Below are 14,943 nucleotides of genomic sequence, written 5' to 3'. Positions count from 1 at the left end.
GTTCATCCACGAAGGCGCTCAAGAAGTTCGTCGACTCGGTCAATTTTTCCACGAACACGGGTGATGCTTTCTGAAGCATCAATAACCGATTCAGCCACTTCTTCATCCTCATCCACATTGCGGTCGTCAGTAGTCTTGAAACTTTGAGCGAGTGCTTTAAGTTCTGTTACGATGGCATCAACTTCTGTTTCACTGACCAATACGCCTGGTGCGATTCGAGGGATATCCGATGGTGAGAGGTAGCCTAGTTCTGCTCCAATGATGCCAGCACATGCAAGAATCCTCGGGCGAAGGTCAACCGTATTCACTTCGTATCCCTTTGATTCTAAAAACCGAATGACGAGGGCTTGTTGAGGCTCTTCAAATCCATCTTCACTGGATTCAAGCACCGTTTGGACGAGTTCTTCAAACGAGATGATGTTTCGTTCAAGCCGTGCAATGGTTGAGCGTTCACTGTCCAAGAGGTGGACGGCGCCATGGTGGAGGATTCGCATCATTCGCTGACGACGCATCACTACAGGATCGTGAAGCGCTTGTGTTTCAGCGATCTCAATGTGGAGGTCAAACAGTGCATGCAAACGTCCCGATACGCTCGGGATGCGAAGGTCAAGGCCCATGGTTCTGGCTTCACTTTCAAATGCCATTCGTGCTTTGACTGCGTCACCTTGATGCATGGCCAGCATGTTCTCGAGGTGGTCGCGCAGGGTGCTACGTGATTGTTCGAATCGGCGTAGAGCTTCTCGTTCACTCCACGATTGAGGCATTGCGTTGATTGCATTTGATTCCTGTTGCATCTGGTAATCGAGTTCCATGATTGTATTTGCTATAGATTGGTGTATGGGGGCTAGGTCTGTTGCAAATCCATGGTCCAAAAGTGCGTCGATAAATGCACTCAAGTCCTCTTGGTTGGTGGTTGAACTGACCATGAGGAAGTCACGGGCAAGTGCATGGATTTCAGCCATACGGCCTTGAAGTTCAATCAGTGCAGTTTCCACCTCAAGGCTGTGGGTTTCACTTTGATGCGTATCTTGTATCATTGGTGGAGTTGATGGTTCAACAGCAGTTTCCACCGTTCTCAGTGCCTCATCAATGGTTGCCGAGACGGTAGATTGTGAACTTGTGTGCCCCATCGTTGAAAGTTCTTCACGCAAAGCGGTTTCTTCCTCAAAAGACCAGCCTGCCCCATGGTCTTCAACAAATTGCTCTACAGTTTCCGAAACATCAACAGGTTTTGAGTTGTCCACGTCGGGCTCTTCAAACGGTATTTCTGGAATGTTGATTTTGTCTCTTGGCCTTCGTAGACTTTTCTTGACTTTGCCCCATGCATTCTCTTGGGAGGCCAATACGCCTGCAACACGTACGAGTAAGGATTGCTTGTTCCCAGAGAGCTTCAGGTTGAGTTCTTTGCACAGTGCATGCAGTTCATCACGGCCCATCGAGTCAAGATTGTCGGTCGTGAGTTGCTTTGGGTCGTGATAGAGGTGGAGGTACATCCGCTGCCGTCGTGCTTTAATCGAGCCGGATTTCTTGATGCCAAATACGCCCAAGAGTTCTCCGAGTTCTGAGTTTGGAATTTCTTTGATCCCGTCTTTTGAGAGGTCCCAGTCGCCGAGAACTACGTTTTGAATTAACCGTGAACGCAAGGCTTCAACTGAGCCTGCTTTTGACAAATTGTGCTCGTGTGCAAGCGCCTTCAAATCGTCCAAACGGGCTTGGTAAAGTCCGCCGAGAAGTTCTGACTTGTCCATTGCGCTCTCACCTACATCGGCTTTTGCCGCATTGAAAGCATATATGTCTTCTCTGTAAAGCGCAGGCATGCAAGGTGATTCTGAAGGCAAATCCAAATGGCCGTAAGCCTCAAGATTCGTCGTAATCCATCAGCCTAAGGCTTGGTTCAGAAAACTCAGGAGGCATCCCTGGTATCAAACGTTTCAACTCTTCATGATCGGTACTCATCATGGTAAGGAGGTTCAAAAATTCACGCAAGAGGTTGACCATCCCGATGTGGCTGTTTTCGGGAAGAACCACTCGCTCACAAGCGGCAGTTATGCTTCCTGAAGGATTGAGTGTTTCAATCATCAATTCTACGCGAGGCCCGCCTTTCATTGCCTTCCCCTCGGGGGTCAACATCGATTCTTGAGTGGATTCATCACCAATCCGGGTTGCTTCTCTCAAGATGGTGGAGATTTTTCGTTGTTCAACATGCACGCCAACTCGCTCATGGAGGACGGGGTCAAGACTCTCCATGATTGCATTTTCAAGGCGATATGCGAGGAAAGCACTGGGGTCAAGCATGGCCGATATGTTGGCTCCAGAAAATCCCTGCCGTGCTACGAGGAGGGTGAAACCATGGAGCGGAGGGGGTATGAATCGCTCTCGGTTTTGATCGCTATCGTTTCTCTGCAGGCCGAGTGTATGCCGTCGGGACTTGAACCGATAGCCTGAATGAATGCTACGTGGAACAATAAAACCCTGGATTTTATCTTCAGTTCTGAGTTGTTCGAACCAAGGCCACTTATCATCCTCGTCGAGCTGAGCATATTCTTCGGCCATTCCCAAATGTTCCGCCATGTCGTTGGAGGTGAATATAGTCAAATCATACCGAAGCCTTAGCATTTGACGATGAAGGAGTTCAGAGTCGCATACCAATATTGAACGGCTTGGTAGGTACTCTGGTTTGTCGTCAGACACCAATACCCATGTCGGCTCCTTCCGAGAAAGAAGACCTACAATGGTAAGTCCTTCAGTGTCATGCTTTTCCCAATCGAAAGCGCTCATTCCTAGAATGTCGCCGGTTCCATCTTTCAGGCAATCGATGGCGACTTCCATATGCGGAAGTTGTTTCATGATGAGGTCCTGCTTCTTTCCGTGGGTTTCAACGGCTCGTTCGACATGTTGCCGCACGCCATCATACTTTGATGGGGTGGTGAGGACAACGAGACGCTCACTTTTTTCCATTCAATTACCTCGGTGAGGACAGGTCCTCGCAGGTCATGGGCGGGGACGATTGGTTAAGAAGCCCACCGGTGTGGAACAAATGTGCGAACTGATGTAGCGGGTCTGGCGGATTCGCTTGAAGACATGCGGCGGGAGGTCGATGCAGGATTGTCGAATTTGATTCAAAGCGAGATCAAAACAGGTGCGGGAGAAGTCGCCCAAGAAGCAGGGCAGGTTTTGCTAGCGGGGGGAAAGCGTCTTCGGCCTCTGTTAATTCTCCTTGCTCATCGTCTTGCAGGTGGTGTTGATGACAGTGAAGTCATGCCCCTAGCACTTGCCTTTGAACTGATACACACTGCGACACTCGTCCATGACGATATCAACGATGAGGCAAATGAACGAAGAGGCAAGCCAACCATTCACGCCAGAGCAGGTCAAGCCAAGGCCGTTATCGCCGGTGACTGGCTTTTTGTACAGGGATTCGGACTTGGGGGCAGGTACAATGAGTCGATTGTCACCCTCATGGCCCGATGTTGCGCAAACATCGCAGTCTCCGAATTCCATCAACTTGACCACGTGCTCAATCTTGCAACAACACCGGAGGATTATCTCAGTATTGTCCGAGGAAAAACAGCAGGCCCTTTCGCATCAGGTTGTCAAGCAGCAGGCCTTGTGGCGGGGCTATCTAATGAAGATGCACAAGCCCTTGAGCGGTTTGGCATGCAACTTGGCATCGCTTTCCAACTTGTTGATGACCTCTTGGATTTGCGTGGCGATGAGCGCATGGGTAAACCGCGTGGAGCCGATGTATACGAAGGGAAAATGACCCTTCCGCTGATTCACGCCCTCACGCTTTCACACGGTAGGCATCGTGAACGCCTCGCTGAAATGATCGAATCGTTCGAGGATTCAAACTTTGAGGAGTTAATGCGACTGCTTGACCGTTCAAGCAGTTTGGAATACGCCGAAATCTTGGTCCGAACGCATCTCGAGCGTGCGCAATCCGAACTCGACCGTTTTCCACCAAGCGAGGCGAAGGAGATGATGCTACTCATTACACAACTTGTTATGGAACGGCATGCATGAGGGATTCAATGGGCGTCAAAGACATCGAGCATCGTCAAGTGATCATCATTGGAGCCGGTCCAGCGGGTGCTGCTTGCGCCCAGCGACTTGCAGAAAAAGGCCTCGACGTTTTAATTTTAGAACGGCGTTCAATTGTAGGCAATCCGGCACAATGCGGTGAGTGCATCCCGAACTGGGGTGAAGTCATTGGAACCTTCAAAAACTTGGACAATCATCAATGGTTGAAGGATTATTTCGATTTTCCCGAACGCCTTCGCCTTCATCGACTTGACAACATGAGAGTTTTTCTCCCATCTGGGAAATCATACAACTTCAAACTGGATGCATTCGCAGGGCATCGTTTACAGTTCGATGGCTACCTTGCTGATAAAGCCGTAGCGGCGGGTGCAGAGGTGCGAATCTCAACTGCGCTGAAAAACATCCAACACCAGCGAAAGGCGAACCGAGATGTTTTGGTGACCGACCAAGGGCGGTTTTCCTGCGACTTCCTTATTGACGCCTCTGGAAGTCTTGCCCATGTCGGAAGATTGCGACACGGCCAAGATAAGGCTGTTCGGCCCGATGACCAAGTTCCAACAGTTTATGCACAGGTTCGAGGTAATGTCCCTGAAACGTTCGATGTCTTCTTGGGTTCTGTTGCTCCATCCGGTTATGCTTGGATCATCCCCAAGGGTCCGAACTTTGCTAACGTCGGGCTTGGGGTCCGGGCGGGCAAATTGAAGGGTTCACTCAAAGATCACCTTCGAACTTTCTGCGATGATTTGGGGCTTGAAATCCTCTCCATCGGCGGTGGATGGATTCCCATGGGTGGGCCAGTTCGGCGAATGGTAGAAGGGACAACACTCGCAATTGGTGATGCGGCGGGTTTGGTAATGCCGAGCAATGGAGGAGGAATTTCCCAAGCCATCATTTCAGGATGCTTTGCTGCGGAAACGATTGTGAGTCATCTTGAGGATGGGACGCCTTTGGAAGATTACGAACAGCGTGTTCGCGGCTCAATGGGTAAAGCTCTGAAGAATTCACTTCGAAGCAAGAACATGGGGTATGCCTTCATGCGTGGTGATTTTGCGACCGAGGTCATTTTACGTTGTCTCGGCCCAATTGGGGGAATTCGAAGGGCAATGGAATGTGAGAAGCCTCTTTGGGTATTCTAAGTTCCCAGAAACCCTGTTTGCCGCCTTCTTGCAATCGGTTGGTTCAAGTGATTTGGACTCCTCGTCTGTGTATGCGAGCAAGCATTCAGCGTGATGACGAGGCCGTGAGCCCCGTGATTGCAACGGTTCTTCTGCTCGCCATAACCGTCATGCTGTCCAGCATGGTATTCGTCTTGATGCAGGGGGCTCTTACCACTGTGGAAAAGAGCGCACCACAAGCAACAGTAAGTGTGCGTGCATTGGATAACGGGTTCCATGTCATCCGAATTACAAGCCTTGACCAATCGGTTGACCCAGCCCGCCTCCAGTACGATCTCCTTCCTGCAAACCTAACACAAGATTCTCCGGTTCGAGGTCAAGTCAATGATGCAGATGTTTACGGAGTTGTAGGTTCTGATGTGTCCTTCCATGACAGGGATGCAGGATACTCTGTAACTCAGGGTGATTATTTTGTTATCGACTCCCAATCTATTGGTTCCACTGATGGAACATGGTCGTTCCGACTCATTGAAGAAGCAGCGGGCGCAGTCATCATTGATGTGCGACTTCCTGCAATGGCTTGATTAGCCTCCAATAAAGGACATTTCGACCTTTTTTGTTGATTCGGTATGCTCACTTCGCTCTTCTGAATATCGGTCGGATCTTTTCTCCCATATGCTTTGTATTGCATTTGACAGTTCATCCGATGTAGCATTCATTCTCAGCATGGATTTTAGATCGTTTCCAACGGATGCGAAAAGGCAAGTGTAAAGGGAACCATTTGCGGACAATCGTGCCCGAGTGCAGTCTCCACAAAACGGAGCCGTAACCGATTCAATGCATCCAATTTCGTATCCGTCTGGAAGCGTAAACCGCTTGGCCACCTCTCCGCGATTTGCTGGAGCAACAGGTGTGAGTTTACCGTGTTGAGATTCAATTTTCGTTCGAATGTCTTGACCGCTTACCACGTCGTCTAAATTCCATGCATTGGTATTTCCAACATCCATAAATTCAATGAACCGCAACGGGATATCGAGTTCATGGAAACGGTTGAGGAGAGGGAGAATTTGGTCTTCATTGAGGTTCTTCTTGACGACTGTGTTCACTTTTACGCCCAAACCAACCCGTTGGGCTTCGATAATTCCATCAAGAACATCGTCTGGAGACCATTGCGTGCTGTCAGCCATGGCTTGAAACACATCAGGGTCAAGGGCGTCAATGCTCACGGTCACACGGTTCAAGCCAGCTTCGTAAAGCGAACTCGCGTTTTGTTTTAGTAGGGCACCGTTTGTGGTCAGAGCAATGTCGATGGTATCGCTCAAATCACGCAGTTGGGTGATCAATCCAACGAGGTTCCTGCGCAGCAAGGGTTCTCCGCCCGTCAATCGAAGCTTTCGTAGCCCCATGGGAAGGATACTTCCTACGACATCTGCAATTTCTTCATAGGACAGCAGTTCCTTACGCGGTAAGAAGGAGTGTTCTCCGTTGAAGTGCTCACGTGGCATGCAGTAGGTGCACCTGAAGTTGCAGCGGTCGGTTACCGATATGCGAAGGTCGCGAAGGGGTCGGCCCCGTTCATCCTTCAGCGACATAGGTTGCCCACCATGCACGAGGTTCTTGAATCTGTATTGCAAGGGTTCATGGCGGGAAAGGTGGACAAGTTTTCATGGGCGGGGCCTGGGTGAAGCGGTGGTCTCCCGATGGGGCCGGCCATGCACGCAGTCTTATCGGGGCGCTGAAAGTCCATCCACCCCAATCTGTGAGCAACCTCAAATGGACTTTACCGCCTTCAAAGAGCCATGCTATTCGCTTGATGGCTCTTTCTGCTCAAGCAGAACAAACGGTCACGTTGCTCGGTATGGAGAACGCTGGCGCAGATGCGATCTCAATGCGAAGGTGCTTGACTCAAATGGGAGTGGCGTTTGAGGATTTAGATGCTGAGGGGGCCGTCCTAACCCACCCGCCGAATGCGGACTTCCTCCCCCATGAAGCAACGGTGGCCTGGCGAGTTCACGGCGTCGGGCCCAAAGGTTTCAAGCATCCAGTAAGCGTCCTTCACGCCGGAAACTCTGGGACAGCACTTCGTATTTTGATGGCGCTCTCATCCCGATTTAACCGCCCTGTGATGTTGGACGGTGATGCTTCCTTGAGGGCACGCCCACACGGCTCAATGACCCAAACTATGACTGAATTGGGAGTTTCTTGCTCGTTTGGCCACCTTGAAGAAGGCCTCCCATTACTGGCGGAGGGTCCATGGACTCAAACCAAATCCATGACCATCGATGTCAGTACCTCAAGTCAACCAGCAACCTCGTGGATGCTTGCTTCTCCTGCTTCTCCCGCACCGGTGAATGTGGTGTACAAAGGCAGCCCTGTTTCCAAACGCCATGCCGAACTTACCCTTCGTTTGTGCAGGGAATTTGGTGCTCCTTTTGGAGACGCTTTACCTGACCAGTTTGAACCTTGGATTCCTCGGTCACAACATGATGAAATTACGGTTCCTAAGGACATGTCCCTCTCCTCATTCGGCTTCCTTGCCGCCAAAGTACTCAACATTCCAGTAACCTTTGACGAAATGCCTTCGCTAGAGGATGGTTTGGGTCACGAAATTCTTCTTGAACATGCGGACCTGCTTGGCTTTGTTGTCGATGGGAATACGGTTCAACCGAACTCGGAAGGTCGTCATGAGAACCTTGACCTTCGCGATAGCAACGATTTGATCACCCCAGTTGCCGCAATGATGGCTCTCGGAGAAGGTGGTCGAATTGTCGGTGCCGCACATGCGGCTTACAAAGAGAGCAATAGGATCACAAAAACCAGAGAACTCCTTGAACAGTTTGGGTTGACCTGTACGACACAAGAAGATGGACTTGAGGTGCCGGGAGGACAACGAATCTCCACGCCTGAATCTCTTGTATTAACTCATGAAGATCACAGGCTGCAGATGACTGCACTTGTTCTGGCATTGGGTTGTGAGGGCCAGGTTACGATAGAAGGCGATGGCCTTCATGGTGTTGCAGACCCACAAGCAGTGTCTCGGTGGAGGGATGCTGGCGTAGCCATAGAGTCCTTCCTGTACCAGCCGGAATGATTAGCCATGCCGGCCAAAGTGATGGTCCAACGAGTCGATAGGAATTCGTAGTGATGTCGGTCGGCCATGAACGCAAGCCCATGGATTTGGAATCCTTCGCATGTCTTCCAATAGGCGCCTCATTTCTGGAAGCGTGAGTGATTGGTTGGCTTTGACCGCACCTCGGCAAGCGTTCATGAAAGCGATGTGGTCTTTTTTGGCTTCGATCGTGGCTAACGGCCCCTCGTCACCAGAGATGTCTTGCAATACATCCAGGAAAAAGGGGCGGATTTCTTCACCCGCAATTAATTGGGGGGATGCGGTAAGATACCATGAATCGTCGGTCCGTTCAAGGTGAAAACCCAATTCATGAAGGCGCGTTTTATTTGCATCAACGACGGCAGATTGTCTGGCATCAAGGTTCAAATTCAAAGCCTCAAGACGTGATTGGGGTTCCCAAGATTGACCGGAGTTGCGTAAACGTTCGAATCGAATACGCTCGTGGAGTGCATGCTGGTCGATCAGCAGAAGTTCTTCTTCGGCTTGAACCAAAATATACGAGTTGGCGAACTGTGCAAGAGGCTCCATGGCGGGAAGGTCATTCAGTACACCCTCAAGGGGAGCCTCTTCGCTCGGAGATTGCTGTGTTCCCTTTCCTGCATGGCGATGCAACGTCCGTTCTGCTGGGGAAAGCGCAGGCGCAATTGGTTTTCCTTCGTTGGTGGGAAGCAGCGTTTGCCCGAGTGGAGATTGCGACACTGGGCGCTGTTTCTCCTTAGCCGGTGCTTCTTCAGCCTTCTCTCCGGTCAAAGCCAGTTGTTGCCCTGCTGCAATCGCCCATGCCGGTGGAGCACTTCGTAATGCTGGCGATGGAGCTGGAGTAAGTTCAGCGATTCCAGCCGCTTGTTGTATGGCTGCGTCAGGTGTAGCCTCTTCCTCCCTTGGCCTCAAGTAAGTTTCAACCGACTTGACATTTTTCCCGCCGGAAAGACCCCTTAATTCGGGGATGCCCCCGGTGGCATCGGGTTGAGTTGGAATCGATTCTAAAGAATGAGCGATGCACCGTTCAAGCCGCTCGAGAACGCGCCAAGAATGACGAAGTCGAACTTCACGTTTGGTTGGATGGACGTTCACATCAACTTCCCCCGGTGGGCATGTGAGGTTGAGTACCGCCAAAGGGTGCCTTCCCTGCATAAGTCGAGTTTTGTATCCGCGGCGAACTGCTTGTAAGAACGGCCCCGCTGCAACGGGTCTACCGTTGATGAGGACATGGATGTCATCGCCTTTTCCGCGGGTAATGTCAGGTGTACTGATCCACCCAGACCAGCGTTCATCACCGGGGGCACCATGATCTTCTATGGGTTCTTCCAGTGGTAGCATTTCGTTAGCTTGACTTCCAAGAATGTCATACAAACGGTCCATCATGTCTTCTGTAGACGGGACATTGAGTAGACTTCTACTCTCGCTCTTGAGGTGAAACGCTGCCTCAGGGTGGGCCAGGGCATGGCTGACGACAACGTCAACAATCCGTGATGTTTCCGTCTCAGCCCTTCGTTGGAATGCAAGCCTTGCTGGAGTGTTTTGGAACAAATGTTCAACGCTTATTCTCGTACCAACGGCCATTCCAACCGGCTCGAGTTTAGATTTGATTCCATCCTCCATGACGATGGTAGCGCCTTCCATGGCCGGAGGCTTACTTGAAATTTCTAATCGGGCTACCATGCCGATACTGGCAAGAGCCTCGCCTCTAAATCCAAGCGAATTGATCTCAGCCAAATCCTTCTTTGATCGTAACTTTGAAGTCGCATGTCGATCAAGGGCCTTTGGAAGGTCATCGGGATGAATTCCAGAACCGTTATCTTCTACAATGAGTCTGTCAAAGCCACCTCGTTCAACGGTAATTGTAATCTCTGTGGCCTGGGCATCAAGACTGTTTTCAATCAATTCTTTGACCACTTGGGCAGGCCGTTCAACGACTTCACCCGCAGCAATATGGCCGATGGTGGTGTCATCGAGTTGAACAATGCGATTCGGTTTCATGAGGCGTCCTCCATCGTTGATTTCAGGCTGTAAAGTGCTTCGAGTGCTTGCCTCGGTGATAATTCATCGATGTTGGTTGAATTCAACATGTTCAGGATGGTTTCAATGTATTCAGGAAGTGGTTGTTCCCCAGCAGGCTCTGAGGTCGACATGGCTGCTGCGGCGAAATATCCCATCAAACTTGCTTGACCGTGGTCCCTCGATTGAGGCGTACCTTGTTCACCAGCCTTTGCCCCTTGGGCTTGTTGTTCCAAAAACGCAAGAAGGTCTGTGGCCCGTTCAACTACATTCCTGGGTAACCCTGCGAGCGCGGCAACCTGAACCCCATACGATTCGTCACAAGGCCCGTCGGCAACGGTGTGGAGGAATTTGAGTCCACTTTCTGTGCTGGCAACTTGCACATGGACATTGTTGAGCCCCTTTACCTGCCCTTCAAGTCCGATCAACTGATGGTAATGGGTGGCGAAAAGAGTTCTTGACCCCACTCGCTCACAGAGGTCTTCTGTAACGGACCAAGCGATTGAGAGTCCATCAAATGTTGAGGTGCCTCGGCCAATTTCATCGAGAAGTATCAAGGATTTTTCTGTTGCACGTTTGAGGATGTGAGCCACTTCAATCATTTCCATCATGAAGGTTGAACGGCCTCTTTTGAGGTCGTCACTGGCCCCAACACGGGTGAACACTCTGTCAACCAGTCCGATTTTCGCTTTCTTTGCGGGGACAAAACACCCTGATTGCGCGAGGATGGTGGTAAGTGCAGCAGTACGGAGGTAGGTTGATTTCCCGCCCATATTGGGCCCGGTGATCAACAAGAACTTTCGCTTTGAATCCATTTTGAAGTCATTTGGTACGAAACCAGATTGCGTTTCAAGAACGGGATGCCGAGCACCTTCAAGTTTCAGCGAGGTTTGCTCAACCATTTCCGGGCGGGTCCAACCTCGCTCTCGACTCACTGAAGCGAAGCATTGCAATACATCAACCGAAGCCACTTTACGTGCGATTTCTGCTAGTGCAGGGGCGTGTTGAATGCAATATGAGCGCAATTCCAGGAATTTCCGATACTCCAGTTCTTTAAGTTTTGAATCTGCCCCTAAGAGAAGGTCATCCCGTCCGATGAGCTCTTCGGTCGTGTACCGCGACCCGTTGGTCATCTGTTGCTTACGGCGCCAGTCAGTTGGTATCTTTTCTTCGTGTGATTTGGTGACTTCTATGAACCATCCAATTTGGCGATTCATTCGAACTTTGAGGGATGGAATTTCCAGTTGGACTCTCAAATCTGCTTCTAGTTGGGTGAACCATGCTTTCCCTTGCGATGTGACTTCTCTCAATCGGTCAATTTCTTGATCGACTCCTTCCCTCAAAAGGGAACCATCTCTCAATCCAAGAGGCAATTCATCCTTGAGTGTGCCACGAATCAGTACCGCCATTTCCGACAATTGGTCCAATTCCGAACTGAGGTGTTTGAGCAGAGGGTCATCAGCGTCTTGACACCATTGCATCACTGCAGGCATTCGCTCCAGGGCAAGCGCAGTAGCGAGGACATCTCGAGCATTGCTGCGGCTGTAGGACAATTGCGTGGAAAGTCGTTCCATGTCTCGCATGCCGTTCAAAGACTGCCTCAATCCATCAAGCCTACGAGCTGAACGGGACAAGGATGCAACGGATTGATGACGAGCGTCAATGGCGCTTAATGACGCTAGAGGATGGAGGATCCAAGTTTTCAGCAATCTTCGCCCCATTGCGGTTCTGCATCGGTTAAGGGTTGATAGCAAACTTCCATCATATTCGCCAGCAAGTGTCGAAGTGAGTTCCAGATTCCTTAGGGTGGTTTGGTCAAGCAGCAGATGCCCCTTTTCTTCTACGATTTCAACGTCTCGAATCGGGACCTCGTCTTGGATATGAACCGTGGCGAGATAGTCAGCGGCAAGTCCTGTTGCGGAAAGCGCCATGGGGGCGTGGTCCATATCCACATGGCCGAGGTCTGCAACATTGAGCATCTTAGTCAAGCGTTCTTTGCTTCGCTGTTTGGAACTCTTGTGCTGGCTTATCATGACGCCTTGAAGGTTAAGGAAAATCCGGCCCAATTCGGGGTGATCAGCATCTTTCGGAGGGAGCACCCACTCCGTTGGATTCCATCGTTGCAGTTCGTCCATCAAGCGAACAAACCGATCTGCTCCTTCATGACTGCTGGCCCATGCTTGGCCGGTAGATGCATCAAGGATACAGAGGCCAACGGTATTGTTGTCAAGCACGGTTGCCGCAAGGAGGGATCGCTCTTCGCTCTCAAGGAGCCCTTCTTCATACAAACTTCCTGGCGTAAAGACACGTGTAACAACACGTTCGAGGAGTTTTGCACCTTCTCGCAATGTGTCTTCTTGTTCAGCAACGGTCACCTTGTGTCCAGCTCGCAGCATGGTTCGAAGATGATCTTCTAGTCCATGCCAGGGGAATCCAGCCATGGGGATTGGGTTCTCCGAGTTCTTGTCGCGGGAAGTTAATGCAAGGCCCAAGACCTCCGCCGCTACGACGGCGTCTTCATGAAACAATTCATAAAAATCACCCATTCGAAAGAACAGAATGGTATCGGGATGCTCTTCTTTGATGTCAAAGAACTGGTCCATCATCCCTCTTTTCGCCATGCCACCCACCTCCATTGCTTACGCTAGATGCGGAGGAAGTTGACGAGGGCACATGAAGGTTCTCGCTTTGCTTTGAGAATGCGGTGTATTTTAGCAACTTCAGTGATGCGAAATTGGGCCGATCAAAATTCTCGCATTTTGTTGAACGCTGACCAAGCCATTGAGGCCAGAAGGAAGGTTCCTGCCATGATGAAGAGCAGGTTTAGGAAACCTCGCCCGTTCTCTATAGAACCGTTTGCCTGGATATCAATCGACCACTGAGACGGCTCACCGATTGCGTTCATGCCATGGAAGTGGACAAAGTCTCCTTGTGAGCCACCAACGCTGACTGAAATCGGAACGGGTTTGCTCAAGAGGTGGACGCTCAATTCTCCACCGGTCCATTGGCTTATGGTTGTGCTTCCTGCTTCGCCGATGAACCAAACCGAACCCTCTTGGTCGGCCACAGCAATGGCGCATGGAGCATCGATTTCTTGGTAATCGCCTCCTGCGTTCACGTGAATACTGGAATGGGTTCCGCCGATAATGATTCCATCGGATGCCGATTGAATGGAGTGGAAGAGGCCATTGGGGAAGGTTTTGACTCGGTCCATAACGGGTGTTTGATTGCCACCATCCCACGTGATCCACCCAATTGCTGGGGTTGGGTCAGGGCTGGCGGGGCTTGAACCATCTGCCCCAGATGTCGTGGTGTGTGTTCCAATTCCGATCCAAAGGCCTGGAGAGTGTGCTTCAACATGATTCCATCGAATTCCTGATGTCATCGACATCGGAGCAGTAGGGTAGAGTCCAGCCGTTCCTCTAAATGAGGTTCCTTGACCTTCTTTGGTGAGGAGAAGGAGGTTTCCACTGTCATCCTCTGCTGCATCATAAATCGCAAATGAACCGTTTTGGTCAGAATACACATAGGTGGTTTTGGTCCTTGAGTTAAGTTCGATCAGTTCGTTGTTTTCGATCGAAAGCATGACATGCCCATCTTGCATTGATTTGAGGAACGATACATTACGCCCCTCGTCAACAGCATCGGCGTCATAGATTGCAGTCGCTGAATTGTCGCTAGGGTGTTCGGTGAACATCTGGTATCCAACACTGGGCGCATAAACAAGGGCCGTGTAAGAGTCGTTGGTAGGGGAGTATTCAATGTCCATCACCATTGCTCCAGCGTGTTGGGCTGTAATCGGCGTGAGTTGGTCACCGACAAAGTGTTCAGTACCTCCGATGGCAAAAGCGCCAACCAGAATGAATACGAAGAAGACTCCAATTGCAAGCCATTGGTGTTCGGACTCTTCTTCCAAGAGTGCCTTCAACTTGCTCGCCATGCATGTCGGTAGGGCCATCAGTCCATGAAGGCTTTTATTCACCAGATGGGACAGAATGTCGTCAACGGGCGTCAGAACATCCAATGCGGAGATATCATAAGGGGAGCATCGGTCGCAGGAATGCTTGGAGGCATATGTATGGCACGGAAACCAGCAGTAATGTATCGCCGATTGAAAGGTCCCGCTTACACCCGTCGTAAGTACATTGGCGGTGTCCCAAACAACCGTATTCACCAATATCACGTTGGAAACCGTGTTGCTGCTGAAACTGGGCAGTTCCCAGTCGTTATCGAATTGCGCTCTGATAACGACGTCCAAATCCGTCACACTGCTCTAGAAGCGGCCCGTGTTGTATCCAACTCCACCATCCGTAAGGAAGCAGGAACTCAAGGGTACTCTCTGCGAATCCACACCTTCCCTCACCACATCCTGCGTGAAAACAAGCAGGCTACTGGTGCAGGTGCTGACCGTGTGTCCCAAGGAATGCGTTGCGCTTTCGGAAAGAATGTCGGAACAGCAGCTCGTGTTAAGCGTGGACAACGTGTGATCTCGATTCAAGTTCACCCTGAGCATTATCTCGCTGCACGAGATGCACTTCGAAAGGCGAGCATGAAGTTCCCTACGCCCTGTACCGTCCGCCTTATCCGTGGACATGAGCACCTGAAGGGTCTCATTTGAAGCCGTAACCAATCGCTGAAAGCGAGCGGCATGGCCGCTTT

Annotated in this window: 11 protein-coding genes; 5 read left to right on the top strand and 6 right to left on the bottom strand. The window is 50.7% G+C overall.

Annotated elements, in window-relative coordinates; translation table 11 throughout:
* Positions 1-2: 2 nt before the first annotated feature.
* Positions 3-1,748, bottom strand: a complete 1,746-nt coding sequence (locus AAA857_RS01270; RefSeq protein ID WP_338172267.1) for a hypothetical protein — start codon at positions 1,746-1,748, stop codon at positions 3-5.
* Positions 1,749-1,857: 109 nt separating this feature from the next.
* Positions 1,858-2,958 (bottom strand): hypothetical protein, encoded by a 1,101-nt coding sequence (locus AAA857_RS01265; RefSeq protein ID WP_338172265.1) that lies wholly within the window; start codon positions 2,956-2,958, stop codon positions 1,858-1,860.
* 81 nt (positions 2,959-3,039) lie between these two features.
* On the opposite strand from AAA857_RS01265, the gene AAA857_RS01260 reads away from it, so the two are divergent.
* From AAA857_RS01260 to AAA857_RS01250, 3 genes are all read left to right on the top strand, one after another.
* A complete protein-coding gene (locus AAA857_RS01260; protein ID WP_338172263.1) occupies positions 3,040-4,023 on the top strand; it encodes a polyprenyl synthetase family protein in 984 nt (327 codons plus the stop codon).
* A gap of 8 nt (positions 4,024-4,031) precedes the next feature.
* Positions 4,032-5,177 carry a geranylgeranyl reductase family protein gene (locus tag AAA857_RS01255; RefSeq protein ID WP_338172261.1) on the top strand — a complete coding sequence of 382 codons (1,146 nt, stop codon included), beginning with the start codon at positions 4,032-4,034 and terminating at the stop codon, positions 5,175-5,177.
* 71 nt (positions 5,178-5,248) lie between these two features.
* The gene (locus AAA857_RS01250) at positions 5,249-5,740 is read left to right on the top strand and encodes a type IV pilin N-terminal domain-containing protein (RefSeq protein WP_338172259.1); all 492 of its coding nucleotides are present in this window, start codon (positions 5,249-5,251) and stop codon (positions 5,738-5,740) included.
* Here the strand turns inward: AAA857_RS01250 and moaA are convergent, their stop codons facing one another.
* On the bottom strand, positions 5,741-6,748 hold the full coding sequence (moaA, locus tag AAA857_RS01245) for a GTP 3',8-cyclase MoaA (protein WP_338172257.1): 1,008 nt from the start codon (positions 6,746-6,748) through the stop codon (positions 5,741-5,743).
* A 74-nt stretch (positions 6,749-6,822) separates the two neighbouring features.
* Between moaA and AAA857_RS01240 the strand changes: the two genes are divergently transcribed.
* Positions 6,823-8,247, top strand: coding sequence for a hypothetical protein (locus AAA857_RS01240; RefSeq protein WP_338172255.1), 1,425 nt, complete (start codon positions 6,823-6,825; stop codon positions 8,245-8,247).
* On the opposite strand, the gene mutL is transcribed toward AAA857_RS01240, so the two are convergent.
* From mutL to AAA857_RS01225, 3 genes are all read right to left on the bottom strand, one after another.
* A complete protein-coding gene (gene mutL / locus AAA857_RS01235) occupies positions 8,248-10,266 on the bottom strand; it encodes a DNA mismatch repair endonuclease MutL (protein ID WP_338172253.1) in 2,019 nt (672 codons plus the stop codon).
* Entirely contained in the window at positions 10,263-12,905 is a 2,643-nt protein-coding gene (mutS, locus tag AAA857_RS01230) for a DNA mismatch repair protein MutS (RefSeq protein WP_338172251.1), read from the bottom strand. The genes mutL and mutS overlap by 4 nt, the downstream gene beginning before the upstream one ends.
* 122 nt (positions 12,906-13,027) lie before the next feature.
* Positions 13,028-14,224 carry a hypothetical protein gene (locus tag AAA857_RS01225; protein WP_338172249.1) on the bottom strand — a complete coding sequence of 399 codons (1,197 nt, stop codon included), beginning with the start codon at positions 14,222-14,224 and terminating at the stop codon, positions 13,028-13,030.
* 138 nt (positions 14,225-14,362) lie between these two features.
* Between AAA857_RS01225 and AAA857_RS01220 the strand changes: the two genes are divergently transcribed.
* Positions 14,363-14,902, top strand: a complete 540-nt coding sequence (locus AAA857_RS01220) for a 50S ribosomal protein L16 (RefSeq protein WP_338172247.1) — start codon at positions 14,363-14,365, stop codon at positions 14,900-14,902.
* Positions 14,903-14,943: the final 41 nt, after the last annotated feature.

It is taken from the genome of Candidatus Poseidonia alphae, assembly GCF_943787815.1.
Lineage (GTDB): Archaea > Thermoplasmatota > Poseidoniia > Poseidoniales > Poseidoniaceae > Poseidonia > Poseidonia alphae.
This window is presented reverse-complemented; position numbering and strand designations above follow the sequence as displayed.